Source organism: Kitasatospora sp. CM 4170, assembly GCF_032110285.1.
In the GTDB taxonomy this organism is placed as follows: domain Bacteria; phylum Actinomycetota; class Actinomycetes; order Streptomycetales; family Streptomycetaceae; genus Kitasatospora; species Kitasatospora aburaviensis.
The window spans coordinates 216483-242290 of sequence record NZ_CP134877.1; the positions used below are offsets into that span (position 1 = coordinate 216483).

The 25808-nt window shown below is 71.2% G+C and carries 19 protein-coding genes and 3 pseudogenes; 9 read left to right on the forward strand and 13 right to left on the reverse strand.

The window, feature by feature from the left end; translation table 11 throughout:
• The first annotated feature begins 58 nt into the window (after positions 1 to 58).
• The 4 genes and pseudogenes from adhE to RMN57_RS01030 form a co-directional block, all read left to right on the forward strand.
• On the forward strand, positions 59 to 2722 hold the full coding sequence (gene adhE, locus RMN57_RS01015; protein ID WP_313761419.1) for a bifunctional acetaldehyde-CoA/alcohol dehydrogenase: 2664 nt from the start codon (positions 59 to 61) through the stop codon (positions 2720 to 2722).
• 14 nt (positions 2723 to 2736) lie between these two features.
• Positions 2737 to 5001, forward strand: a complete 2265-nt coding sequence (pflB, locus tag RMN57_RS01020; RefSeq protein WP_313761420.1) for a formate C-acetyltransferase — start codon at positions 2737 to 2739, stop codon at positions 4999 to 5001.
• A gap of 80 nt (positions 5002 to 5081) precedes the next feature.
• Positions 5082 to 5834 carry a pyruvate formate-lyase-activating protein gene (pflA, locus tag RMN57_RS01025; RefSeq protein WP_313761421.1) on the forward strand — a complete coding sequence of 251 codons (753 nt, stop codon included), beginning with the start codon at positions 5082 to 5084 and terminating at the stop codon, positions 5832 to 5834.
• An 895-nt stretch (positions 5835 to 6729) separates the two neighbouring features.
• Positions 6730 to 6903: pseudogene (locus RMN57_RS01030) on the forward strand (pirin family protein); the annotation flags it as partial.
• A gap of 242 nt (positions 6904 to 7145) precedes the next feature.
• On the opposite strand, the pseudogene RMN57_RS36965 reads toward RMN57_RS01030, so the two are convergent.
• Positions 7146 to 7362: pseudogene (locus RMN57_RS36965) on the reverse strand (IS5/IS1182 family transposase); the annotation flags it as partial.
• A 30-nt stretch (positions 7363 to 7392) separates the two neighbouring features.
• On the opposite strand from RMN57_RS36965, the gene RMN57_RS01035 reads away from it, so the two are divergent.
• Positions 7393 to 8091 carry a YoaK family protein gene (locus tag RMN57_RS01035; RefSeq protein ID WP_313761422.1) on the forward strand — a complete coding sequence of 233 codons (699 nt, stop codon included), beginning with the start codon at positions 7393 to 7395 and terminating at the stop codon, positions 8089 to 8091.
• 310 nt (positions 8092 to 8401) lie between these two features.
• Here the strand turns inward: RMN57_RS01035 and RMN57_RS01040 are convergent, their stop codons facing one another.
• From RMN57_RS01040 to RMN57_RS01060, 5 genes are all read right to left on the reverse strand, one after another.
• A complete protein-coding gene (locus RMN57_RS01040; RefSeq protein WP_313761423.1) occupies positions 8402 to 9241 on the reverse strand; it encodes an MBL fold metallo-hydrolase in 840 nt (279 codons plus the stop codon).
• Positions 9242 to 9482: 241 nt separating this feature from the next.
• Positions 9483 to 9812 (reverse strand): hypothetical protein, encoded by a 330-nt coding sequence (locus RMN57_RS01045; RefSeq protein WP_313761424.1) that lies wholly within the window; start codon positions 9810 to 9812, stop codon positions 9483 to 9485.
• A 638-nt stretch (positions 9813 to 10450) separates the two neighbouring features.
• Positions 10451 to 12802 (reverse strand): methyltransferase, FxLD system, encoded by a 2352-nt coding sequence (gene fxlM / locus RMN57_RS01050; RefSeq protein WP_313761425.1) that lies wholly within the window; start codon positions 12800 to 12802, stop codon positions 10451 to 10453.
• Positions 12803 to 12836: 34 nt separating this feature from the next.
• The gene (locus RMN57_RS01055; RefSeq protein WP_313761426.1) at positions 12837 to 14237 is read right to left on the reverse strand and encodes a phosphotransferase; all 1401 of its coding nucleotides are present in this window, start codon (positions 14235 to 14237) and stop codon (positions 12837 to 12839) included.
• A gap of 41 nt (positions 14238 to 14278) precedes the next feature.
• The gene (locus RMN57_RS01060) at positions 14279 to 14509 is read right to left on the reverse strand and encodes a hypothetical protein (protein ID WP_313761427.1); all 231 of its coding nucleotides are present in this window, start codon (positions 14507 to 14509) and stop codon (positions 14279 to 14281) included.
• Positions 14510 to 14570: 61 nt separating this feature from the next.
• Between RMN57_RS01060 and RMN57_RS01065 the strand changes: the two are divergent.
• A pseudogene (locus tag RMN57_RS01065) lies at positions 14571 to 16225 on the forward strand (IS1182 family transposase).
• 74 nt (positions 16226 to 16299) lie between these two features.
• On the opposite strand, the gene RMN57_RS01070 reads toward RMN57_RS01065, so the two are convergent.
• From RMN57_RS01070 to RMN57_RS01080, 3 genes are all read right to left on the reverse strand, one after another.
• Positions 16300 to 16869 (reverse strand): NUDIX hydrolase, encoded by a 570-nt coding sequence (locus RMN57_RS01070; RefSeq protein ID WP_313761428.1) that lies wholly within the window; start codon positions 16867 to 16869, stop codon positions 16300 to 16302.
• On the reverse strand, positions 16866 to 17438 hold the full coding sequence (locus RMN57_RS01075; RefSeq protein ID WP_313761429.1) for an NUDIX domain-containing protein: 573 nt from the start codon (positions 17436 to 17438) through the stop codon (positions 16866 to 16868). Before RMN57_RS01075 ends, RMN57_RS01070 begins: the two co-directional genes overlap by 4 nt.
• A 174-nt stretch (positions 17439 to 17612) precedes the next feature.
• Positions 17613 to 17801 carry a hypothetical protein gene (locus RMN57_RS01080; RefSeq protein ID WP_313761430.1) on the reverse strand — a complete coding sequence of 63 codons (189 nt, stop codon included), beginning with the start codon at positions 17799 to 17801 and terminating at the stop codon, positions 17613 to 17615.
• Between the two features lie 371 nt (positions 17802 to 18172).
• On the opposite strand from RMN57_RS01080, the gene RMN57_RS01085 reads away from it, so the two are divergent.
• The gene (locus RMN57_RS01085) at positions 18173 to 18340 is read left to right on the forward strand and encodes a hypothetical protein (protein ID WP_313761431.1); all 168 of its coding nucleotides are present in this window, start codon (positions 18173 to 18175) and stop codon (positions 18338 to 18340) included.
• Between the two features lie 734 nt (positions 18341 to 19074).
• On the opposite strand, the gene RMN57_RS01090 is transcribed toward RMN57_RS01085, so the two are convergent.
• Both RMN57_RS01090 and RMN57_RS01095 read right to left on the reverse strand, forming a co-directional pair.
• Positions 19075 to 19755 carry a hypothetical protein gene (locus RMN57_RS01090; protein WP_313761432.1) on the reverse strand — a complete coding sequence of 227 codons (681 nt, stop codon included), beginning with the start codon at positions 19753 to 19755 and terminating at the stop codon, positions 19075 to 19077.
• A gap of 136 nt (positions 19756 to 19891) precedes the next feature.
• Positions 19892 to 20374, reverse strand: a complete 483-nt coding sequence (locus tag RMN57_RS01095; protein WP_313761433.1) for a hypothetical protein — start codon at positions 20372 to 20374, stop codon at positions 19892 to 19894.
• Here RMN57_RS01095 and RMN57_RS01100 point away from each other — a divergent pair.
• On the forward strand, positions 20373 to 21596 hold the full coding sequence (locus RMN57_RS01100; RefSeq protein WP_313761434.1) for a cytochrome P450: 1224 nt from the start codon (positions 20373 to 20375) through the stop codon (positions 21594 to 21596). The genes RMN57_RS01095 and RMN57_RS01100 overlap by 2 nt on opposite strands.
• 359 nt (positions 21597 to 21955) lie before the next feature.
• A complete protein-coding gene (locus RMN57_RS01105; RefSeq protein WP_313761435.1) occupies positions 21956 to 23464 on the forward strand; it encodes a hypothetical protein in 1509 nt (502 codons plus the stop codon).
• A gap of 442 nt (positions 23465 to 23906) precedes the next feature.
• Here RMN57_RS01105 and RMN57_RS01110 read toward each other — a convergent pair whose 3' ends face one another.
• Both RMN57_RS01110 and RMN57_RS01115 read right to left on the reverse strand, forming a co-directional pair.
• A complete protein-coding gene (locus tag RMN57_RS01110; RefSeq protein WP_313767680.1) occupies positions 23907 to 25100 on the reverse strand; it encodes a competence protein CoiA family protein in 1194 nt (397 codons plus the stop codon).
• A gap of 159 nt (positions 25101 to 25259) precedes the next feature.
• On the reverse strand, positions 25260 to 25733 hold the full coding sequence (locus tag RMN57_RS01115) for a GNAT family N-acetyltransferase (protein WP_313761436.1): 474 nt from the start codon (positions 25731 to 25733) through the stop codon (positions 25260 to 25262).
• Between the last annotated feature and the right edge of the window lie 75 nt (positions 25734 to 25808).

Sequence of the window (25808 nt, forward strand, 5' to 3'; positions counted from 1 at the left end):
CGCACGGCACCCGCCCGGCGCCCTGAGCTCGGACGATGATCCGGAGAGGTAGTCCACCATGGCACGTCGCCCGCAACACGAGCCGAAGGCGGCTCCCGCGAGCAACAGCCTTCCCAGCCTCACGCCCCAGCCGCCCACCGCCGTCGACCGGCTGGTGCGGAACGCACTCGAAGCGCTGGCCGCGTACGCCTCGTTCACCCAGGAGCAGGTCGATCACATCGTCAAGAAGGCCTCGCTGGCAGCGTTGGCCGAGCACACCGGGCTCGCCGTGCTGGCCGTGGAGGAGACCGGGCGCGGGGTCTTCGAGGACAAGGCGGTGAAGAACGTCTTCGCCTGCGAGAACGTCACCCACGTGATGGCCCGGACCAGGACGGTCGGGGTGGTGAACCGCGACGAGATCGACGGCATCGTGGAGATCGCCGAGCCGGTGGGGGTGGTCGCCGGCATCACTCCGGTGACCAACCCGACCTCCACCACGATCTTCAAGTGCCTGCTCGCGCTCAAGACCCGCAACCCGATCGTGTTCGCCTTCCACCCGTCGGCCCAACGCTGCTCGGCCGAGGCGGCCCGGGTCGTCCGGGACGCGGCGGTGGCGGCCGGCGCCCCGGCGCACTGCATCCAGTGGATCGCGGAACCGTCGATGGACACCACCCACGCCCTGATGAACCATCCGGACGTCGCGACGATCCTGGCCACCGGCGGCAACGCGATGGTGCGGGCCGCGTACTCCTGCGGCAAGCCGGCCCTGGGCGTTGGCGCGGGCAACGTCCCCGCGTACGTGGAGCGGAGCGCGGACCTGAAGCGGGCGGTGAACGACATCGTGCTGTCGAAGTCCTTCGACAACGGCATGATCTGCGCCTCCGAGCAGGCCGTCGTGCTGGACGAGGAGATCCGGGAGGCGGCGCTCGCCGAGTTCCGAAAGCTGAAGGCGCACCACGCGAGCGCCGACGAGAAGGCGCTGCTGGAGCGGTACCTGTTCGGGGCCGGGGACGGCACGGCGTGCGCTGGCGACCGATTGAACGCCGAGGCCGTGGGCCGCTCGGCGGCGCAGGTCGCGGAGGCGGCGGGCTTCGAGGTGCCGGCGCAGACCTCGGTGATCCTCGTCGACTGCGAGCGGGTCGGGCCCGAGGAGCCGCTGACCCGGGAGAAGCTCTGCCCGGTCCTGGCCGTGCTCACCGCCCGCTCCCGCACGGAAGGCGTCGAACTGGCCGCCACCATGGTGGAGTTCAACGGCCTCGGGCACTCGGCGGCGGTGCACACCGAGGACGCGGCGTTCGTCGAGGAGTTCGGGCACGCGGTAAAGGCCTGCCGGATCATCTGGAACGCGCCCAGCTCGCAGGGCGGCATCGGCGACGTCTACAACGCCTTCACGCCCTCGCTGACCCTGGGCTGCGGCAGCTACGGGCACAACTCGGTGTCCGGGAACATCTCGGCGCTGAACCTCGTCAACATCAAGCGGATCGGGCGGCGCAACACCAATATGCAGTGGTTCAAGGTCCCTCCGAAGATCTACTTCGAGCGCAACTCGATCAAGTACCTGGCCAGCATGCCCCGTGCGCGCCGCATCGTCGTCGTGACCGACCGGACCATGGTGGACATCGGCCACCTGGAGCGGATCCGGGGCGTGCTCGACCGCCGACGCGACCCGGTCGAGGTGCGGGTCATCGACTCCGTCGAACCGAACCCGAGCATCGACACCGTCCGCGAGGGCGCCGCCCTGATGCGCGAGTTCGAGCCGGACACCATCGTCGCCCTGGGCGGCGGTTCGCCGATGGACGCCGCCAAGGTGATGTGGCTGATGTACGAGCACCCGGAGGTCGAATTCGCGGACCTGAAGGAGAAGTTCTTCGACATCCGCAAGCGCGCCTTCACCTTCCCCGACCTCGGGGAGAAGGCGAAACTGGTGTGCGTCCCCACCACCTCGGGCACCGGCAGCGAGGTCACCCCGTTCGCGGTGATCACCGACACCGCCACCGGTCAGAAGTACCCGCTCGCGGACTACGCGCTCACCCCGAGCGTAGCCATCGTGGACCCGGCGCTCACCACCGGCCTGCCGAAGCACGTGACCGCGGACACCGGCTTCGACGCCCTCACCCACTGCATCGAGACCTACGTGTCCGTCTACGCCAACGACTTCACCGACGGACTCGCGCTCCAGGGCATCCGGCTGATCTTCGACAACCTGGAGCGCGCGGTACTGAACGGCCCGGACGACCCCTTCGCCCGCGAGCGGATGCACAACGCCGGCACGATCGCCGGGATGGCCTTCGGCTCCGCCTTCCTCGGCGCCGTACACGCCATGGCCCACACCCTCGGCGCGACCTTCCACGTCGCCCACGGCCGCACCAACGCCCTGCTGCTACCGCACGTGATCCGCTGGAACGGCTCCGCCCCGGCCAAGGTCACCGGCTGGCCCAAGCACCAGCACTACACCGCCCCCGAGCGCTACCAGGCCATCGCCCGGATGCTCGGCCTGCCGGCCGCCACCCCCGACCAGGGCGTCGAAGCCCTCGCGGCGGCAGTAGAGGACCTGCGTGACAGGGCCGGCATCCCGCGCTCCTTCAAGGCGGCCGGAGTCGACGAGGCCGCATTCCTGGCGGCCCTCCCCCAGCAGGCCATGAACGCCTACGAGGACCAGTGCGCCCCCGCCAACCCCCGGATGCCGATGCTCGCCGACATGCAGCAGCTGATGCGCCAGGCCTACTACGGCGACCAGGCCTGAGAGAGGACACCAAGATGACCACCTCGCAGCACGAGCGGACCACCGTCGCCTGGGACGGCTTCGTAGGAGGATCCTGGCGGGACACCGTCGACGTCCGCGACTTCATCCAGCGCAACTACACTCCGTACGAGGGCGACTCATCGTTCCTGACCGGGCCCACCGAGCGCACCCTCGCGGTGTGGCGCCAGATCACCGACCGCTTCCCCGAGGAGCGCGCCAGGGGCGTGTACGACGTCGCACACGACGTCCCGGCCGGCATCACCGCGCACGCACCCGGATACATCGACCGGGAGAAGGAGCTGATCGTCGGCCTGCAGACCGACGCCCCGCTGAAGCGGGCGATCATGCCGTACGGCGGCTGGCGAATGGTGGCGGGCGCGCTGCGGACCTACGGCTACCCTGTCGATCCGGAGCTGGAGAAGGTCTTCACCCGGTACCGCAAGACCCACAACGCCGGGGTGTTCGACGCCTACACGCCCGAGATCCTCGCGGCCCGCAGGGCTGGCATCATCACCGGGCTTCCCGACGCCTACGGCCGCGGTCGGATCATCGGCGACTACCGCCGCCTCCCGCTCTACGGCGTGGACCGGCTGATCGCGACCAAACGGGCCGAGAAGGCCGAGCTCGACGCGGCGCCCAGCGACCCGGCACGGCTCGAGGAGACCATCCGCGAACGCGAGGAACTCGCCGAGCAGATCCGGGCGCTGGAGGAACTCAAGGAGATGGCCTCGGCCTACGGGCAGGACATCTCGGGCCCGGCCGCCACCGCCCGCGAGGCCATCCAGTGGCTGTACTTCGCCTATCTGGCGGCGGTCAAGGAGCAGAACGGCGCGGCCATGTCGCTCGGCCGCACCTCGACCTTCCTCGACATCTACCTCCAGCGCGACCTCGCGGCCGGGCTCCTGGACGAACAGCAGGCCCAGGAACTGGTGGACGACTTCGTCATCAAGCTACGGATCGTCCGCTTCCTGCGCACCCCCGAGTACGACGAGCTGTTCTCCGGGGACCCGACCTGGGTCACCGAATCGATCGGCGGCATCGGCACCGACGGCCGCACCCTCGTCACCCGCACCTCCTTCCGCTACCTGCAGACCCTCTACAACCTGGGCCCGGCCCCCGAGCCGAACATGACGGTCTTCTGGTCCCCGCAACTCCCGCAGGGTTTCAAGGAGTTCTGCGCCCGCGTGTCCATCGACACCTCCTCGATCCAGTACGAGTCGGATGAGCTGATGCGCCCGCGCTTCGGCGACGACACCGCCATCGCCTGCTGCGTCTCCGCCATGGAGGTCGGCAAGCAGATGCAGTTCTTCGGCGCCCGGGTCAACCTCGCCAAGACCCTTCTCTACGCGATCAACGGCGGCCGGGACGAGCGGTCCGGCGCCCAGGTCGGCCCGGCCACCGCCCCCGTCGGCGGGCACGTCCTCGACTACGACGAGGTGACGGCCCGCTTCGACGAGCAGTTGGACTGGCTCGCCGGGACGTACGTCCACGCGCTCAACGTCATCCACTACATGCACGACAAGTACGCCTACGAGCGGATCGAGATGGCCCTGCACGACCGGGACGTCCGGCGCACCATGGCCTGCGGCATCGCCGGACTCGCGGTCGCCGCCGACTCGCTGTCGGCCATCAAGTACGCCAAGGTCACCCCGGTCCGGGACGAGACCGGCCTGGTCACCGACTACCTGGTCGACGGCGACTACCCGGCGTACGGCAACAACGACGACCGGGCGGACGCGATCGCGGTCCGGCTGGTCGAGGACTTCATGGCGAAGGTCCGCAAGCACCCCACCTACCGGGGCGCCGAACACACCCAGTCCGTGCTGACCATCACCTCCAACGTCGTCTACGGCACGAAGACCGGCAACACCCCGGACGGGCGGCGGGCCGGCGAGCCGTTCTCCCCCGGCGCCAACCCGATGAACGGGCGCGACGGCCACGGCTACGTGGCGAGCGCGCTGTCGGTCGCGAAGCTTCCGTACGAGCACGCCGAGGACGGCATCTCGCTCACCAACACCGTCACCCCGGACGCCCTCGGGCGCACCGAGCCAGAACGGACCGCCAACCTGGTCGGTGTGCTGGACGGCTACGTCACCTGCCGCGGCTTCCACATGAACGTCAACGTCCTCAACCGGGACACCCTCGTGGACGCCATGGCTCACCCGGAGCGGTACCCGCAGCTCACCATCCGGGTCAGCGGCTACGCGGTCAACTTCGTCCGGCTCACCCACGAGCAGCAGCTCGACGTGATCGGCCGCACCTTCCACGACGCGCTGTAGCCCCCGCCACCCACTCGCGGTGCCGGCGCCACCCCCGACCGAGGGTGCCGGCACCGCGCCGCCCCGAAGAAGGAGCCCCCATGGCCGCCACCGCTCCGCGACCGGTCACCGGCACGCTGCACTCCTGGGACCTGTCCACAGGTGTCGACGGTCCTGGTACCCGTTTCGTCACCTTCCTGGCCGGCTGCCCGCTGCGCTGCCTGTACTGCCACAACCCGGACACCCGTTCCATGCGCCACGGCCGCCCCTGCTCGGCCGAGGAGATCGTGCGGGAGGCCGCCAAATTCACCGACTTCATCCGCGCCTCCGGCGGCGGCGCCACCGTCAGCGGCGGTGAGCCGCTCCTCCAGCCCGCCCTCACCGGCGAACTGCTGCACCGGTTCAAGCACGAACTCGGCCTGCACACCGCACTGGACACCTCCGGCTTCCTCGGCGCCCGCGCCGACGACACGCTGCTCGCCGACACCGACCTCGTCCTGCTCGACATCAAGTCCTGGGACCGCGCGCTCTACCGGCACCTGACGGGACAACGGCTCGGCCCCACACTCGACTTCGCCCACCGCTTGGCCGACCTCGGCAAGGAGACCTGGCTGCGCTTCGTCCTCGTCCCGCACCTGACCGACCCCGCCGCGAACATCGAGGACGTGGCCGCCTTCGCCGCCTCGCTCGGCAACGTCACCCGGGTCGACGTCCTGCCCTTCCACAAACTCGGCGCCGCCAAGTGGCGCGCCCTCGGGCTCGACTTCCCCCTCGCCGACACCCCGGTGCCCACGCCGGACCAGATCGCCCGAGCCCGGGCGATCTTCGCCGCACAGGGCCTGCACACGGTCTGAACCCGGACGGGTCCCCCGGCAGGTCCCGGGCTGCGGTACGGCTGCTCAGCACCGGCGCCCGGGCCATCCCGGTTCCACCTGCTCCCAAGCGGACTCCCAGCTCCGCTCGGCCCGCCGATCCAGCTGGTGGCGGCACAGCACGAACCCCACTGCCGCTCGGCGTCCTCGGCCACGAGGGCTCCAGCGTCATCGTCGGCCTCAACGGCCTGCGCCTGTTGCGCGAGACCGCCCGCTGACGCTCTCCGCCGCCGTCCCCACGACCGTTGGGCGCCGGCGCCCGGGTTCTCGTCGTACAGGCCGAGACGGTGCGCGTCGAGCAGGATCGCCTTGAGCTTGTCGAAGACGTTCGACTGCGTGGGCAGGCCGACGCCGTTGCGCTCCATCGTCTGGAGGAAGGCGTCGACGACCTTGTGGTCGAACGTGCCCATCCGGCGGCTGTGGAAGGCCGGGAAGAGGTGGTGCTCCAGCATCGAGTCGAGATGCCTCACCGACGCCGGTCCGAGGTCGCGCTGACCGGCCTTCCACTCCGCGACGTAGTCTCCGAACTGCATCACGCCGTACTTGCGGATCCGCTCGGCTTTCGTCTCGCTCCGGGAGTGCGTGCGCTTCGACCGGTAGATCTCCGTAAGCCGGTCCATCGCCTTGTCCTGGGTGGCGAAGCCGGACTCCTCGGTCTGCCTCCCGGCCGCACTGCGGTAGCGGATCTTGTACTCGTGGGGGCACTTCGACCACCGAGATCGCGGGTGCTCGCACTCCTTGAAGAAGGTGCCCATCCCATGGGGCAAGGTCCTCGTCGCCATCGCCTGCGGCCTCCATCCCGTCCAATGCTGACGTTCTGCTGACCGTGGATGGTCCACCAGGCCTCTGACCTGGGAAGAACCGGCAAACGCGTGATATGTGGTGGAACTTCATCGGACGGTCTCACGAAGACATCGCCCGAGCGCGTGAGGAGTGGATGAGCTCCGAGAACCCCGACCGCTTCGGCGCCGTCCAGGGCTATCCGGGCCACCGCCTGCCCGCCCCCGAGCTCCCCGGGATCCCCCTCAAGCCCCGCGGACGCACCCGCTGACCTGCGTAGTTACCGGACGGGGAGCCGGCCGCAGGGTCAGCCGCGCTCCCCACCCCCACACGCTCGCCGCGACGCCGATCCGACCTGCAGGGCTCCTGTCGCCCGGCCACGGCTTCACAGAGTCTGACCGCCTTTGACCACGTCCACTCGGACCAATGCTGACTCAATGCCGACCTTGCTGGCGTCTGATCAGATGATCTCCGGGCCGACTCTTCGTTCAACAACACCGCCACACGCCTCATCCCGCCACCGGACCGGGACGGACCACGGCGAGCTACCCGTGGCCGCCGCTGATGCCGGGTGACAGCGTCCTGGGTGGCGACCGCGTCGTCCAGCACGGTGGAGTCCAGCGCCCTCCTTCTGGCGGCCCTTCAGCACGCCCGTCGCGTTCACGACCTCCCGCACGGCCTCGAAGGCGCGGTTCGGACGGTTGGAGCGGGCCGGCCAGCGGTGGAAGTAGGGACCACCAGTGTCCGGAAGAATGACCGTATGGTGACAATCCACCGCCGTACCGACAAACTTCCCACTGGCGCGCTGCTGGCGTCGGTCGGCGGCTTCCTCGATGCGTACACGCTCACCCGCCACGGAGTGTTCGCGAACCTGCAGTCGGGCAACGTCGTGCTGTTCTGCGTGCAGGTGACATCCCGGCACTGGCACGCCGCTGCCCTGCGGCTCGTTCCCGTGGCTGCGTTCATCATCGGCGCGCTCGCCGTGGAACTGCTGGGAACGCCTCGGGCGGTCACGATCGTACGTCGACCGATCCGGCTGGTGCTGACGATCGAGATCGCCCTGCTCACCGCGCTCGCCGCCCTGCCGGGCGATGTGCCGGCGCCGGTGACGACGGTGACCGTGTCCTTCGTCGCCGCGCTGCAGTTCTCGACGTTCACGACACTGGACGGCGCTCCGTACGCCACCTTGATGACCACCGGAAATCTCCGACAGTGCGTCGTCGCCGTGCACCAGTGCCTGACCCGGAGGGATCGCGCGAGCGCACGCCGGGCGCAGCTCTACGGAGTCATCGTGGCGGCGTTCTCCAGCGGCGCGCTGGTCGGGGTGATCTGCACGCGCCGGTTCGGCGAGCCGGCGATCGCAGTCGCGGCCGGTCTGCTGCTCGGCGTTCTCGCATTGCTGATCCGGGAGTCGCGTCAGTGGGAACGGGCCAGCGGCGAGGCGTCTGCGAACACGTGACATCCCTATCAGGGCGCGGTCACATGAACGGCGGCCTGATCGTCCGGCGGTGTCGGGATGTGGTGGGCCCGGCATCGGCAGCCTCGCCCGCGTCACCCACGGAGCCCGCCTCGCCGCCGGGCGGCGGGCGGCGGGCGGCGGGCCCGAGCTCGGAAGCGGGATGGCGGGACCACTTCCACCGAGCGCCATTTCGCGCCGTGCACGAAATGCGCAGGATGCCTGCATGCCACGCACACTCGTGGACCTCGCGCGAGCCTGGATTCTCTGGCGTCGACGACTCCGGCAGCCTCCTGCAGTCGCGCACGGCGGCTCAGGGCCGCCGGGTCGCAGGTGCGGTGGCGGTGAGGTCGAACGGGTCGTGGGCGCAGACCAGGCGGACCTCGTCGGCGTGCGAGCGGCGCAGGTCGCGGAGGCGTTCGAGGGTGTCGCGGCGGGCGTGGTCGTCGATGGCCACGAGGCGCTGAAAGGCGGTCAGGCCGAGCGGCCGGCGCGGGGAGCGGGGGTCGACGTCGGTGTGCGAGAAGTACGCGTCGCCGCAGTGGAGCAGCCAGCGGTCGGCGTCGCGAACGGCGAGGCCGCAGTGGCCGCGGGAGTGTCCGGGGAGCGGGACGAGGAGCAGGTCGGGTATGTCGCGCGGCAGGATCGGGATGCCCTGCAGGCCGTACCAGTTCTCGGTGGCGCTGTCCCGTGGGTGCTCCACCCAGTGCGGGCCGTGCGCCCACTGCCCGGGGCGGTAGCGGTCCCGTTCGGCGCGGGTGGACCGCGCCCGGGCGGCGCGCAGTTCCTCGGCGAGGACGTGGATCCGGGCGTGCGGGAAGTCGCTGATCCCGCCGGCGTGGTCGAGGTCGAGGTGGGTCAGGACGATGTGGCGCACGTCCTGCGGGTCGTATCCGAGGGCGCGGATCTGGTGCAGGGCCGTGCGCGCGAGGTGGAGCCGGGGTCGGACCACCGTCAGGAACTGCCTCCCGAGCCGACCGGGGTCGGCCACGTCCTCGGTCCCGAAGGCGGTGTCGACCAGGATCAGCCCCGCCGGGCTCTCGACCAGCAGGCAGTGCGCGGACAGCCTGCCGACCAGGGGGCCGCCGCTGCCGAGTAGCAGCCTGCCGCCGAAGGGACACATGGTGGCGCAGTCCAGATGGTGCACGCGCATTCGGCCTCCAGGGCTGTCGGACGCCGCCAGGCGGGTGGCCGGTCCTCGTGGTGCACGGACGGTGCCACAGGCGGCGGTGCTGCCGCGCGGCAGCGTACCAGCGAGTAGGGTCCGCGGGTCGGGTTCCCGGGCTCATTGCCGTCGATGGTGAGCAGCGCCTCCAGGGGCCCGCCGCACCCGCCCGCATGCCTGCCGGATCTTCGGCCGTCACGGTCCGGCCACGCCGCTCAGGCTGCCGCGCTCAGGCCGCGGCGCTCGCCGCCGCGATCATCGCGATCAGTCCGGAGCGCCCGTGTTCCGCCGGGTGCCGACGCCGGCGTTCGGCGCCGTTGCCCTCGTTCAGCAGGCGGTCGACCAGCGGGACCACCGCACGGGTGTCACCCAGTTCGTCCATGACCGGGGCAAGCGCGGCCAGCATGGAGGCGACGAGCTCGCCGGCCGGCCGGGACAGTCCCGTCGCCGGATCGTGCAGGATGCCGTCCATGCCGTACCGGGCGGCGTGCCACCCCGCGCCGTCCAGGCTCTCCGGCGTCCGCTCCGGCGCGGGACGTCCGGCGGCCGCCTCCCGCATCACCGTGACGACCAGCTGCCGACCACCAAGTTCCGCCTGGTCGGCTGAGTCCGAGCAGAACCCGTGGAACGGGCGGGCGACCCGGCGGCGGCCGGGTCGCCCGCCCTACTCGGCTTCTCCAGGTGGCGCGTGGGGAGTCCGGTGCTCGGCCGCCCGGCGGTAATGCACTTCGCCCGCGGGGGCGGGCGGCGGCAGGTCCCGGAGGGCATCAGACCCGAGGATCCGCGCAGGTCCGGCTGCCGGGCATCGAGCCGACGCTCGGGACGGCCGGCCCGTTTCCTGCAGACTGATGAGCCTTCAGGCAGCTTCAGGCTGTCGGCCGTACCCGGCGACGTTGCCGTTCTCGATGCTTGGCTGCGGCCGCACGGCTGGTGTGTGGAACTCCGCGGTGCAGGCCCGGCCGGGGCACGTAGGGGGTTCGGCCCATCGTCAACGAGCCTGACGACCACAATGGCGCCACCCTCCGCCCTGGCACCATGATCCGCTGGACCGGGTCGGGGATTGCCCGTGTCGACCCGCCAGTGCCACCCCAGGTCCGCCCTCTCGTCGACCTGATGCTGTCGACGACCCGGATGCCGTATTGAGGGCACGATTCGGGCAGGCGGCCCCGGCCAGCCGGCCTGCACCAGCCATGAACATCACGTCGTGATCCGCGGTGAGAAGTTCCCGGGGGTCGAGGCTGCCGGGCCTGGGGCTGGAGCCGGTGGGTGCCAGTGGAAAGCGAGGCAGGAGCCGGGCTTGTCGATACGGTGGCCGTCCGGAAGGGCCGTGTCGGGAGTGCCGGCGGGGTGGATGGTCAGCTCTGGGTAGCCGTGGGCGCGAGCCTGGTCGTCCCAGACTCGTACGGCGCCGGCCAGGCGTTCGGCGAGGGCAGAACCGGCCTGGCCGTAGGAGTGGACGGCGAACTCGACGGTTCCGTCCGGCGCCGTGCCGGGCGCGGTGGGGGTGTAGGTGAGGTAGGCGAGCGAGGCCTTGCCGAGGAGCGCCGCCGCATCGGCGCCGGGCGGGATGTCGGCGATGCCGGTATCCACCTTTCGGTCCTTGGCGAGGCGACAGAAGCCCTGCTGGTGCAGGACGGTGGCGAGGTAGAGCTGCAGCGTCTCGAACGACTCGCCGCGAGCGACCGTCACGCCGGTGAGCACCTCGTGTCGTGCTCCGCGCAGTGCCCCGTCGAGACCGGCCGTATCGCCGCCAGGGCCGTCCTCGAATCGCAGCCGGAGCTCGCCGTCGGCCAGCATCGCCTCAGGGGTGGTGCGGCCGAGGGCGCCGGCGTCGCGGATGAACCCGCAGTATGTCCAGCCGCGGGCGACGAGTTCCTCGCCGCGCCGCTTGAGGGTGATCGCGCGGGTGTAGCCGTGCACCTCGAGGGGCACGACCAGGTGCCCGCCTTCGGCGAGCTGCTCGCGCCAGGCAGGGGCAATGTCCCAGGCGTTGTAGGTGACGATGATCGCGTCGAACCCGCCGCGCGGCACCGCGGCGGCGGGCGCTCCGAGCGCGCCGTCGCCCCGGACCGCCACGATGTTCCGGATGCCGGTCTCCGCGGTGAAGCGGCGGGTGCGCTCCACCACGAACGGGTCGAGGTCGACGGTGACGACCCGGCCCGTAGGGCCGACGACGTGGGCGATCAGTGCGGCGTTGTACCCGCCCGAGCCGACCTCCAGGACCGCCGCGCCCGGGCGCAGCCGGGCGTTCTCGAGCATGTCGGCCTGAAGCCAGACGGCGGAGACGGAGCTCGTGGCTCGGGAGAGTTCGTCGCGGCGGGTGATGAGGGCCAGGTCGTGGTGGTAGGCGTCGGCCAGGCCCGCCTCCGGCGCGAAGCGATGGCGAGGCACTGAGCGAAGTGCTGAGCGGACCTCGGCGGAGAGCGCCCATCCGGCGTCGATGACGGCCTGGGCCATCACCTCGCGTCGGCGTGCGGCTTCGGCGCTCTCCCCGGGAACGGCTGGCTGCTCGGCCTCGTGCGGGTAGGCGCGGGCCGCGGGCGGGCGGGGGATGACGCCGGGCCAGACAGCGTCCAGGGCCTGCGCGGCCGGAGTGAACAGCGGACCGAGACGGCTGAGCCCGTCGAGTTCGTGCCACTCCCACCGTACGAACTTGTCCGCCTCGGGGTTGGCGAGCGTGCCACTCCACCGGGCGACGCGTACAACGGCGGTCAGGCGCGGGACCCCGTGGGAGTCGTCGGTGAGCATCATCAGCACGGTGGCGTCGGCCTCCGCAGCGTGCAGGCCGGTCTCCTCGGCGAGCTCCCGCACCGCAGCCGCCTCGAACGACTCGCCGCCCGCCGTCTTGCCGCCCGGGAGTTCCCACATGCCGTCGCGGGAGTAGCCGAGCAGAACCCGGCCCGATCGGTCGGTGACGACCGCGACGGCACCGATCGCAGCCGGCCCGGGCGGCGGGAGCTCCCGCTCCACCGCCACGGTGTCCGCGCACGGGCCGCGCAGCACCAGCACTGCCATCTCACCCGCCGCCAGGCGCTGCACCGACTGCCAGCCGCAGGAGAGCGCGGTGATCTCCTCCTCGTCGAGGGCGATGTGCCGCCGCTCGGCCGGCGTGTGGGCGGCCACCGGGGTGATGACCATCAGGGTGCCGCCCGCACCCAGGCGGCGACTGAGCGCGTGCAGGACGCGGGTGCGGTCGTGGACGAACGCGACGGACAGGCGGAAGACGACGAGGTCGTACGGGGCGTCGCCGAGCGGGGCGGGGTCGTGGTGCTCGATGTCCAGGCGCAGCCACCGCACCTCGGCCCCGGGGTGGCCGACGCGGGCGCGCAGGAGTGCGGCGTCGGCGAGGTCGACGGCGTCCACCTGGTAGCCGATCTCCGCGAGGTGAGCGGCCAGTTCGCCCGCGCCGCAGCCGACCTCGAGCGCCCGGCCGCGTTCGGGCGCGGGGGCGTGTTCGGCGAGCAGCGCCCGTTCGTCGTCGCCGAGTGGACTGAACGTCATGCCGTCGTTGTGGTGCTGCTCCCACTGCTCGGGCGGGACGGTTCGCACGTGCTGCTCCTCAGGGGTGGGTTCGGTTCGGGGCTCAGGGGCGGTGGGCGGCGCGCAGCCGGGCCAGGGTGCGCAGCCCGCGTTCCACCAGCTCGGGGTCGTCGTGGGTCGTGCCGTACTGAACGGCGGAGACAGAGTCGAGGGCCTGAAGGAGGGTCAGGTGGTCCTCCTCGGTTGGTGTGAGCAGGCGGCCGTAACCCGCCACGAAGGCGGCTTGCAGGTCCGCGCGGTCTCCCCAGGCGTCCGCGAGGCGCGCGATGTCTCGGATGGCGGGGCCCGGCTCGGACCGTTCGAAGTCGATCGCGAAGAGCCGGCCGGCCTGGTCGTCCCACAGCAGGTTGCGCAGCTGGAGGTCGCCGTGGGTCGCCACCTCCTCAACGGGGGGTAGGCGTTCGGCCTGCTTGGCGAGGGCACGGACGAGCTCCTCGTCGCCGGGCGCGAGGCGGCCGCGGGCAGCGGCCAGGTACCCCTCCAGCTTCCCGAGGGCGGCCGCGGCTGTTACCGGGGTCAGGGAGCCGAGGGCGCAGCGGTGGATTGCGGCGGCGAGCGCCCCGATGGCGCGGAAGATCCGCCGTTGTTCTTCGGGCGGGTGCACAGCACCATGAAGGGGGCGGCCTGGCACGGCGGTGACGACGATCGCCCGAAGGCCCGGGTCCGCGGCGACCAGGCGCGGCACGGCACCGCCGAGGGTGGGCACCCACGTCCGGTACGCGGCAACCTCCCGGTCGTGGAAGCGGTCGCTCTGGTGGACCTTGACGAACCAGGTGCCGCCGCGGACGCCGCCGGCGCGCCATACCCGGCTGCCGTCGCGTGGCCAGGAGATGTCGCTCCAGCTGGTGATACGTCCGACGGCCTGCTCGGCGAACCGCCGTACGAGGGGCGCGGGGGTCTCCTGGGCGCCGGCCGTGGGGAGTGTGTGGAGTCGGTGGTGGTCCGGGCTGTAGGAGATCGGGTCGCCGGGCTCCTGGAAGTGGACGGCGACAGGCCGGCCAGCCACGTAGGCATCGAGGCCGGCCCGGCAGTAGGCCACCATTGGGGTTGGCAGGTCGTCCAGCGCGAACCAGTCCATCCCGTCGCAGACCTGGGGCTCCTGGACGGCCGGCGTCCCCTGCCAGCGGCGGACCTCGAAGAAGAAGCCGATGCGGGCCGCGCCGGCCGGGGCGCGGTGGTGCACGACGGTGGCGGCTCCGACGTCCGCCGGGTCGACGGCGATGCCGCTTTCCTCCCGTGCCTCGCGGACGAGCGCTTCCACGATGTCCTCGTGCGGGCCGTCCAGGTGTCCGGAGACGAGGTGCCACAGTCCGGCGGCGTACACGTCCCCGGCGCGACGGGAGAGCAGCACCTCTGGACCGCGGGGCCCGTCCCGGCGCAAGATCAGGTGGACGTCGATGCACTCTCGGTGGCGCTGTTCTGCAGCGGCTTGGTGGCCGGTCACGACGGTGACTCCTCGACGCTGGATGGTCCGCCCGCTGCTGGTCAGGGGCGGTCGGGCGGAGGGAAGGGCATGCCGACGGCGTCCAGCCGGACCATGACCGTGCGGACCCGGCCGTCGGGCAGGAACTCGTGCCGGTAGAGGAACGCGGCGGCGCCGCCGTCCGGGACGGCGACGCCCTCCTCCGTGACCGGCTGTCCGCCCGCCACGGCCCGCAGCTGCTGTTCGGCATCGGCCAGGCGCTGTGCTGAAGGACTCCGTTGGGAAATCCGCAAACCGGTGATGGCGGATGGTCGGGACTGTCAGGATCGGCTTGTCGTCGATCAAGGGGGTCGGATGTCGCTGGAGTCGCGGCGCGACGTCGGGGTGCCGGAGCTGACCGCGCGGGTGGTGCGTGCGTCGTTTCCGAAAGGAACGCTGGCGATCCGCATCCGGGAGGCGCTCGGGCCGCTGTTCGAGGACGAGTCGTTTGCCGAGGCGTTCCCAGCGCGGGGTCGGCCGGCGATCTCGCCCGGGGCGCTGGCGCTGGTGTCGGTGCTGCAGTACGCGGAGGGGCTCAGCGACCGGCAGGCCGCTGACCAGGTCCGGGCCCGGATGGACTGGAAGTTCCTGCTCGGGCTTGAGCTGGACGACCCTGGCTTCGACTTCTCCGTCCTGGGCGGCTTCCGTGCCCGGCTGATCGAGCACGGTCTGGAGGAGATGGTCCTGGAGCTGGTCCTGGAGCGGATCCGCGGGCTCGGGCTGCTGCGGGCCGGCGGTCGCCAGCGGACGGATTCCACGCATGTTCTGGCCGCGGTGCGGGTGTTGAACCGGATGGAGTTCGTCGGCGAGACGCTACGGGCGGCGCTGGAGGCTCTGGCCGCGGCGGCTCCGCAGTGGCTGGCGGGCCATGTCACTACCGACTGGGTCGAGCGCTACGGCGCCCGGATCGACTCCTACCGCTTCCCCAAGGGGAGAACGTCCGCACCGAGTGGGCCGAGCAGGTCGGCCGGGACGGCTTCACCGTCCTGGAAGCCGTCTTGAGCCCCGACGCGCCCACCTGGCTGCGGGAGATCCCCGCCGTCCAGGTCCTGCGCCGGGCCTGGGTGGAGCAGTACCACCGTGACGGTGAGGGGGTGCGCTGGCGGGAGGCGAAGGACCTCCCGCCGGGCAGATGCCGTATGGCCTCGCCCTACGACCCGGACGCCCGCTATGGCGTGAAGCGGGGCTCGGGCTGGTGCGGCTACAAGACCCATCTGAGTGAGACCTGTGAGATCGACGCTCCGCATGTGATCACCTATGTCGTCACCACCGACGCGACCGTTGGCGACACCGAGGTCACCGAGACCGTCCACGATGGCCTGGCCGCAAGGGAGTTACTCCCAGACGAGCACGCCGTGGACGCCGGCTATGTCACCGCCGCCCACATCGTCTCCGCCCGCGACCAGCACCGGATCGACCTGCTCGGACCCGTCGGAGCGGACACGATGCATGAGCGTCACGAGGGCGAGCACATCCCCCAGAGCGCTTTCACCGTTGACTGGGACACGCGGAGGGTCACTTGTCCGCACGGAGCGGTCAGCGTCAGCTGGTCCGATCAGCGCAAACCCAGCGGAACCCCGATCACCCGGGTGCACTTCGCATTCGAGGACTGCGGTCCGTGCACAGCGCGGCCGCAATGCACCAAGGCCGCGAACGGCAAGTACGGCCGCCAGTTGACGCTCCTGCCCCGCGAACAGCAACAAGTCCTTTGGCAGCGCCGCCAAGAGCAGCAGACCGAGGGCTGGAAGAAGCGGTACGACGTCCGGGCCGGTGTCGAGGGCACGATCTCGCAGGCTGTCCGCCGGACCGGCATCCGCCGCACCCGCTACACCGGACTACCCAAGACCCACCTCGGCAACGTACTGGCCGCCACCGCGATCAACCTCATCCGGCTCGACGCGTGGCTCACCGACACCCCACTCGGCAAGACCCGCACTTCGCACCTGGCCACGCTCGACCTGGCAGCTTGATCGCCTACCCGGTTTGCGAATTTCCCAACGGAGTCCTGAAGGACCGGGCAGGCGGCGGTGGCGGCCGGCCACGCTCACACCGTGCCCGCGGCGAGCGGGCGTGCGCAGGCGGTGGTTCGCTGCGCGGTCAGCAGGACCGCCGCGAGGGTCCCGGCCTCGGTGATCCGGCCGTCGCCACACATCGCCACCGCCTCCTCCAGAGCGACCCAGCGCAGCTCCATGTCGGCCTCGCTCGCGTCCCGGTGGTGCTCGCCGAGACTCAGGCCCCGGGCGAGGTACAGGTGCTCGCGGGTGCGCGCGCCGGCAGGCATCCGCCACATCTTCGTCAGCAGCTCGACCTCGGCGGCGCGGATGCCGGCCTCCTCGGCCAGTTCCCTGCGCGCGGCCGCCACGGGGTCCTCACCGGGCTCGCATCCGCCGCCGGGGCACATCAGCAGCCGCTGACCGCAGACGTAGACATTCTCCTCCACGAGGGCGATCCGGCCCCGACCGTCGAGGGCCACGACGCGCACCCCGTCGACGGACTCCGTGTACTCGTACGTCCCCGTGCTCTGGTCGGGGCGCAGGACCGCGTCACGGCGCACCACCAGCCGGACTCCCGTGTACTCAACGGTCGACGAGACCGTGGTCCAGCCGTCGATCATGCCGGCTCCTCCTTCTGGCTGTGCTGCGCCGGCAAAAGGCCCGTGGTCGCTCGGTGGGCGAGGTAGGCGCTGAGCTGCATCGGGTCGTCCTCGGCGCCGGCGGGGGCGCCGTCCAGCCAGGTCATCAGCTGCAGCGCGAGGAGTCGGCTGTCCTCGGAGACGGTCGGGTCGGAGCTGAGGCGGCTATGGGTGAACCAGGTGAGCTGGTGATCGGGCTGCTGCTCGGTGGCCGCGGACGCGCTGTCCACGAGGGCCAGGTAGATGTGGTCGACGTGGGTGTGCGGGGTACTGGTGTGGCCGTCGGGGCTCGCTCCGCCTTCGCAGATCCACCACGGAGCGGGAACCGGACGGTGGGGAAAGCCGGCCGGGGTGGGTGCCGCGGGCCCGGGGATCAGGCGGGCTTTGTGGCCGGTCTCCTCCAGGACTTCACGGAGGGCGGCGTCGTGCACTCCCTCCCCGACCTCGCCGTGGCCGCCGGCAGGCATGTGGCCGCCCAGCCGGTCGTGCCAGATCAGTCCCACGATCCAGTGGCCGGCGTCGCGGTGAAGGAGGAACGTGCTCGCGGTCACCTCCCGAACCGTGCTGCCTGTCGTCTGCTGGTCGGTCACTGGATCACCTCGAGTTCGCTGGGATGCTGAGCGCCCGCCGGGCGCTGCGCCGTCTCGTCGTCGTGCGGGGCGGACCGCGACCGCGGGCCGCCGGTCTCGCGGCGCGCGGATCCCCGCTGCCGGGTGCCCTCGCGGTCAGCCGGTCGTCGCCGCGGCCAAGAGCCTGCCTTCGGCGGTGCGGGGGATGCGCGCCTCGAATTCCAGGCGGGGCAGGTCGACGGTGACCTGGCCGGTGAAGGCGGCGGCGTCGAAGCCGGGGCATACTGCTTGCATTTCGCGTCCGATCCGGGCGGTCCGATCCGGGCTCAATGCCCGTTCCTTCATGGGTACTTGGGAACTCAGTGGACCACCCTAGTGCTGGCTCGATCCGGAGACGGGCGACTCGGTGGGGATTCCCCCGTCAGAGGGACCGGGGCGGCGTGTCGGCTGGCGGGCGGCGGCGCGCGCCACCTGGTTCTCGAAGCAGGGTTCGACCATGGAGCCGAGCAGGAGGTAGGCGCCGGAGCGGGTGGTGGCCTCGGGCAGGCGAGGATGCCGGCCTGGGTGGAGGAGCCCCTGTGGCTTCCTCTTGCCGGACACGAGTTGTCGGAAGGATCTACGGCGTACAGCCAGTTCACGGAGCGCGGAAGTGCGGCGGATGCGGGGCCCGGCTACGCGGTGAATTCCAGGAGGTTTCTGACTTCAGGGATGCCCTGATGCACCCGCAGCTTCGTTCGGAGATCAGCCAGGGCGGTGCGCTCGCGGGCGGAGTTCACGCCGCCCATGTGCTCGACGGCGAGGTGAGGCACGGCTACGGCCTGTTCGATGGCGTCGAGTCCGAGGTGTGCTTCGGCGGTGCGCGCTTCGTAGACGCGGCCCCATGAAGGAAGGAGTCACCGTCGTAACTCTCGTGGAGCTCGGCGAAGCCCGCGGCGGCTGCCTGCTGGAAGTGGTCCAGCGCGCGGGCCGGATGCCCGCGATTGAGCGCTGAGCTGCCAAGGAGTTGGTAGATCACTCCCAGGTTGACCCAGTTCGGCGATGGCAGGTCCTCGGCGAGTGGGATGGCGTTGCTATAGGCGTCCAGGGCCGCGTTGGCTTCTCGGTCGGAAGCACGAAGGTCGCCGGCCCGCGCGTGGGCACGGCAGGCCCGGGCGTGGAGCATCGCGAGCATCCGGGCGGATCCGGTTGCGTGCCCGTGGACTTTCGCTGCCTCCACAAGGGAGGCCGCTGCCTGCGGCGCGCCGGTCGAGTAGCACTTGACGGCCCAGAAGGAGCGCGTGTTGGCATCGCGGACCGCGACAACATGAACACCGCCACCAACCAGGCATCTTGCTGGCTCTCCCCGGCCGCCGGGCCGGACGGCCGGCCCGCCCCGACCACCTGTCCGCACGCCTGGGCGAGATCGGCGTGCCGCTCGCCGCCGCCCGCAGCGATGCCATCCGACAACAACTCCTGGGACTGCCCGCCCCCGTCGTCGCGGACGCCCTCGGCTACCACGACAAGACCACCAGCCGCCTCCTCGGAGAGAGCGGCGGGACCTGGAGCCGATGCGCGCAGGCAACCACCTACGTCACCATCCGGCGGCTGGACTCCCCATCGACTCACCGACAGTTGAAGCTCAGATCACCTCCCGGACCGGCTGCGGGTAGCCGGTCTCGGCGATGTCTTCGGCCAGGTCTGCGAGGGTGACCTCCGCGTTCAGCGATGACACGAGCTTCTGGCTCAGCGGTCGCAAGGCATACACGTCGCGCACCGCTTCCAGGCCCACGGGAACCTCGTAGTAGTCCTGGGCGAAGCGCTGGAACGCTTCCGGCGAACGGTCGACGAGGAGCTCGAACAGGCCCGTTGCCCCGTCGGGGTCGGAACACGCGGCGGGGAAGTCGATCACGCCGTGCCGCCACCGATCATCCGTTGCCTCCCGCCACAGGCAGGCCGTCACGACGGGGACGTCGTCTTCGTCGGTGAACGCCGGCTCTTCGACGAAGGGCTTGAAGACCTCCGGAACCTCGTCGATCACTCCCGGCCAGGGCTCGCCATCGTTGCCGTACGGGCTCATCGGTGATTCGTGGTCGAAGCCACGGACGTAGGCCCCGGCCGCCGAGAACACGATGGAGTACTCGTCCCCCGACCCATTGCGCATCGAGGCCATCTCCTCGCCGTCGGCCCAGCCGGCGTCGAAGGAGTAATACCGGCCTTCCCAGTCCGGGCTCAAGATAGCGTCGAGCATCGCCAGTGAGCGGCACAGGTTCCGCAGGTCAGCGATGGAAGGGAGCTGGCGAGCTACGTCATAGACAGTCACGTGCTCATCCAACCGGATGCCCCTGACACCCGGAATCTCCCCCAAGGGCTGTCACGCTCAGTAGCAGCGCCGGAGTCAGGGTGGGTCAACTCGCGACGGTTGAATGCGCGAGCCCACCAGTATCAACAACCCCCGACTACTGAACGAAGTCCTGCCAGAAGGCGACGGTGGCCCGCGGATTCCAGGTCTCGGGGTACTCGTACCCTTCCTCGAACTCGTGGCTGATGTAGTCGGCAAGGTCTTCGCCGTAGTAGATGATGTCCGTGCCCCAGACACCAGCGCCAGGTGCTTCACCGCTGCGGCCCGGGCATCCTGCGGTTCTGCGAGGCGCGGGCCCCACGAGGCGTGCCAGTACCCGTGGTCGACCGCTGACAGCACCCCATCGATCGGCTACGGCCGGGCACACTACGCGGCATCCGCCACCTGATACGGCCTCGACATCACCTACTTGCTCGGCTATCCGGTCCTGGCCGACCTGTGGAACTGCGGTGATCACCACCAACGCGAAGCAGCGGCGCTCCCCGGCAGCGCTACGCTCGACGAGGTTCGTCGTCGCGTCAGCCGGGTCGCACGCGGCGACACCGAAAGGCTGTGGAGCATCCACTGAGTAGGCTGACATGGTGACGACACCTGACCCAATATCAACCACTCAGGGAATACCGCCCGAGTCCGACCCGGCCGCCACGCTGATCGCCGACCCGTACACCGGATACGCCCGCCTGCGTGCGGCCGGTCCCGTGCACCGGATGACCGGGCCGGACGGGCTGCCGGTGTGGCTGGTCACCCGGTACGCGGACGTCCGGCAGGCGCTCGCCGACCCCCGGCTCGCCCTGGACAAGCAGCACGCCGCACCCGGCAACTACCGCGGCTTCGCCCTGCCGCCCGCACTGGACGCCAACCTGCTCAACATGGACCCGCCGGACCACACCAGGATCCGGCGGCTCGTCGCCCAGGCCTTCACCCCGCGGCGGATCGCCGCCCTGCGCGCACCGATCGAGCGGACGGCCGAGGGCCTGCTCGACGCGATGGCCCCGCACGGCCGCGCCGACCTCATCACCGCCTACGCCGCACCGCTGCCGATCACCGTGATCTGCGACCTGCTCGGCGTGCCCGCCGAGGACCGCCACGACTTCCGCGCCTGGACGGACACCCTGATCACCCCCGACCCGGCCCGCCCGCAGGACGCCCGGGCCGCCGTCGCCGCGATGCTCGCCTTCTTCACCGCGCTGATCGACCGCAAGCGCGCCGAACCCGGCGACGACCTGCTCTCCGACCTGATCGCCGTCCGCGACGCCGAGGACCGGCTCAGCGAGGACGAACTCACCTCCCTCGCCTTCCTGATCCTCTTCGCCGGGTACGAGAACACCGTCCACCTGATTGGCAACGCCGTCCTCGCCCTGCTGCGCCACCCCGACCAACTGGCCGCGCTGCGCGCGGACGAGAGCCTCGTCCCGGCCGCCGTCGAGGAGTTCGCCCGCTACGACGGACCGGCGCCGCTGGCGATCCGCCGCTTCCCCCGCGAGGACGTCGTCATCGGCGGCGTCACCGTACCGGCAGGGGAAACGGTGCTGTGCGCGCTCGCCTCGGCCAACCGCGACCCCGAGCAGTTCGCGGAGCCGGACCGGCTGGACGTGCACCGGCGGGAGAGCGGCCACCTCGCCCTCGGCCACGGCATCCACTACTGTCTGGGCGCCCCGCTCGCCCGTCTGGAGACCTCGGTCGCCCTGACCGCACTGCTGCGCCGATTCCCCGCACTGGCCCTGGACGTACCGGAGTCGCAGCTGCGGCACCGGCCCTCGCTGCGGGCCCGCGGGCTGCTGGAGCTGCCCGTCCGGTTCTGACGCGGAAACCATCAAACGCCTTGGGCCAAGTCCGCCGGTCCGCGGCGGGCGACGTCTGCTTCCGGCCCGCCCGGTCAAACCGCGGCGACCACAGCTACTCCCCCGAGCCTGGAGCCGGGCGGGCGCAGGCGGCAACGTACAGACGGTGTCGATGCTCGGGTGCCCGCTCGCGCCACGCCCGGTCCGATCCCGGAGCACGCGACCCGGCCAGGCACCCGCGCATCACCCGGCCTCCGTAGGAGGAACCGGTTCGCCAACCCACACGGCCTGCGGGGATCACTCACATCCCCCCGGCCGGCGGCGCCGACGAGGTAGTGCCGGACAACCCGGTTCAGCCGGCGAGATGGCAGGATAACGCGGTGTCCGAGTCTCTGTATGAACCGTGGCTGCGCGGCCTCGCCGTCAATCCGGCGGCGCCCTCCGACGTACTGATCCGCCTGATGGATCAAGCGGCGGGTGAAATCGGTCCGCTGATCTGCGAGGGTCGTGACCTGCCGGATGCCGTCATCGACGCGGCCCTGCGCCATCCGGACAGAGTCATCCGCCGCGCGCTCGCCCGCAACCGGTACGTCGACCCGGCGCGGCTCGCCCCCTTGGCAACGGACCCCGCGGGGATCGTCCGCGGGTGGCTCGCCAGCGGCCCCCGCCCCCGTCCCCGACGGGTACGACCGCTGCCGGACGACATCCTCATCACCCTCCTGACCGCCCAGGACGGGGGCGAGGACGGCAGGCTCAGCGCGAACGACATCATCGGGGAGCTCGACTCGTCCGGGCAGATCCCGCCGTCCTTCCACCGCTCCATGGCCGACCGCGAGCACCCCCGACTCCGGATCCGGGCAACCTGGAGTTGGCAGTCGCTCACCCCTGCGCAGCGCGAGGCCCTGCTCGACGACCCCGACCCCGCCGTTCGGGAAGCCGCGCAGGACCGCAGTTGGGTGCTGGACCCGGAACGGGTGGAGGCCAGGCTGTCGTCCATCGGTTCGCGCAACAAGGGATCCGTGTTCGGCGCGTGCGCCCTGTCCCCCGCGCTCGTCGAGCAGTGCTTCGCGGACGGCACGGTGCGCCCGCTGGCCTGGAACCGCCACACCCCGGCCGACGCCTTGGCCCGGCTCGCCCGCCACCCCGAGGCAAGGGTCCGAGCCTTGGTGGCCGCCCGGCCCGACCTGGGACCCGACCTGGTCGCGGAGCTGAGGGAGGATCCGGACGAGGCCGTGCGGAGGCGTGCACGCCTCCACCCCCTCCCCCGCACCTGGGCCGAGTACTGGGCGATCGAGATGGTCATCGGGCAGATCATCGGGCACGGTCCGGACTGCGCCTGCCCGATCACCGAGCCGGCCCCCGAGCCGTCGCCCGACTGGTTCGCCGCCTGCGCGGTGTCCGAGGAACCGGAGCTCCGCCGGGTTGCGGCGAGCTCACCTCTCCTGCCCGCGGACCTCGTCGAGACACTCGCGCAGGACGAAGACGAGGAGGTACGGATCCGGCTGGCCTGCCACCACCCGCTGGCTCCGCCCCGCCTCCTCCTGGACGTCTTCGTCACCTGGCCGTGCCACCGGCCGCACCTGCTGACCCTGCCCGCGTTCCCCCGCACGGGCTGGACCCACCTCATCGGCCACCCGGACCCCGAGGTGCGCGCCCTCGCCGCCGCCGATCCCACCCTGCCCGAACCCCTGGTGGACGACCCCGACGAGTCGGTGCGGCGGGCCGCCGCCGCCAACCCGAGCCTGACACCTCAGGCCCTGGAGCCCCTCCTCGCCGACCCCCGCACCGCCGAAGGCGCTGCGGCCAACCCGTCTCTCCCCGTCCCCCGCATGAACGCACTTCTCGACCGCTGCCTGAACGTCGCCGCCACCCCACCGACGACGGCCTGATGTCGAGTGCCGACGCCCACCCAGCGATCACAGGCGTGGCAACATCCGTCCGTCATCGACTGACGCCGACACGCCGGACAGGCCTTCCACATCTCGTCAGCATTCCGGGCACCAGCGGCAAGCGACTGCTCCTTCCGCACGTCGACAAACGTTGGCCCTGGAAGTCGGCCTGGTCAGAGGGGTGGGCTGCGGTGGCGATGTGTTCATGGTCCGGGCGGGAGAAGGATTCGGCTCGTCGAAGACGTTGGCAGACTGCGGTTGCAGCACGGCAGGATCACAACTCGCGGCACGTAACTCGGTGCAGCGACACTGCCCTCCGAGAGCACAGCCGCCGGCCCTGCTCAGGGCCAACGACGTCATAAGGCCCGACCGGCGAGGATTGGACCCGGGCCTCAGGAACACGCTCGGAGGGCACAAGCGCGGAACGCCGAAGCCCTGCAGGTCACGGCGATGCCGTTGGACGCCGAAACTCGGAACCTACAGGTCGGTCGGCGAGCCACGCCGACAGGTCGACGACCCGGGTGAGGGCGGGCGCGCGGTCGACGACCGCGCGCCGCTCGTCGTCGCCGACGGTCAGCACGACCAGCCCCGCCAGCTCGGACCAGACCGTGCGGTCGACGGCCGGGCGCAGTATGGCGTACGGGTGGCCGGAGACGTACACCGGCAGGCCGCCCGCCCACCGGGGATCGGCGATCTGCTCGTGGCCCAGGCACGCGGACCGGCCGCTGTCCGTCTCGGCCCACCGGGCGGCCGCGGCCTCCAGCCGGAAGCGCCGCCCCATCGGCATGACGGATCGCCAGTCCCGCGCCGCCGTCAGCTCGGCGTGCCGCTCCTGTCGGCGTCGCCGCTCCTCACTGGTCCGCTTGGCCTGGTGCTCCCGCTCGACCGCAGCGAACGCCGCAGCCTGCCCGATGTACGCGGGCGCGGTCCACAGCACACGGTGATCGTCGTCGTCGGCCAGCAGCCGGTGGGGGACGATGCGGTCGCCGAGCACCCAGGCGACGAAGTCCTCCAACGGCGCGTTGACGCGCTCCCAGCGACCGTGGCCGTGCGGGCAGCGGCACTTCTTGCGGCACGGGACGATCGCGAACCTGCCCACGCCGGTGCCCACGCTCCACCTCTCGGTGCTGCCCGGCCGCGGCGCGGACGCGACCACCGAGGGAACCGCCCCCACCCAGAGCCGGGAGGACAAGGTCACCCAACACACGGAGACGCCGTCGGCGGCGTATCGAGTGGTGCGCTCGCGCAGCTCGTCGCGGGTGATCGGGGAGAGCTGTGCTTCCCAGGCCATGCGGCGGACGCCATCGGCAGAGGAGGCCATCACGTCGGCCCGCCACGACCCGTCCGGCGCGCGGACCTCCAGCTCGGCGTACCAGCCGGCCGACCGTACGGCGTGCGCGAGCTGCAGCTTGGTCAGGTGGTGCTCCATGCTCTCCTGCGCCAGCGCGCACGTCGGCGAGCCCCGGTCGTGGGCGAAGAACCGCATCCCGGCCGACGACACCTTGCCGTGCACCCCGTGACCGCACTCCGGACACGCGAGCGGCACCCGCGGTCGTACGCGGTGGACCTCCGACCAAGCCCAGCCACACCCCAGGTCTTCCTGGGTCGCGTCCAGCCGGCCCCGCCCCGCGTGCATCGCGGTGAACGTCACCGCGCCCCCTCTCCCCCTGCCGGCCGTCCCCCGGCCGCCGACATCCTCCCCTCTCCACCGCACCCGAACCAACAGTCGGATTCCGGACCTCGCACCGGGTGGGCGGCCGGACCCGCTCGGGGGGTTCGGCCGGCCGCTCGCCGCCTACTGTCCGTCGGAGGCCTCGGCTGCTGCGGTCAAGGACTTCTCGTAGCACACCGACAGCGGATCCTGCTCATGCGGCGGGTAGTTCGCGATCATTCGATATCCCGACCGCTCGTACAGGCGGATCGCAGCCGGCTGTCGGACGCCCGTCTCCAATCGCATCCACCGGCCGCCGAGTTCCCGGGCAAGCTGCTCGGCCGCTGTCAGTAGCGCACCGGCGGCGCCCTCTCCCCGGACGGCCGGGGACACGAACATCCGTTTCAGCTCGCAGGTCTCCAGCGTGATCGGCTGCACCGCACAACATCCGACCGCCTGGTCGTTCCGACGGACCAGCAGGTAGCGGGCCTCCGGAGACAGTGGAGTAGGACGGGCATCAGAGGCAAGCCCGTAGACCGGGATCAACTCTGCCGTCATCGCATCCACCAGGGAGCACAGAGCCCGGTCATCGGCGGCACAAGGAGAGACGAAGAACACGCGATCATCCTCCCAGCACGTTCCGCCGTCCCGCCAGTACCAGACCTCACCGTCCCGGTTCCGGCCTCCTGGTGC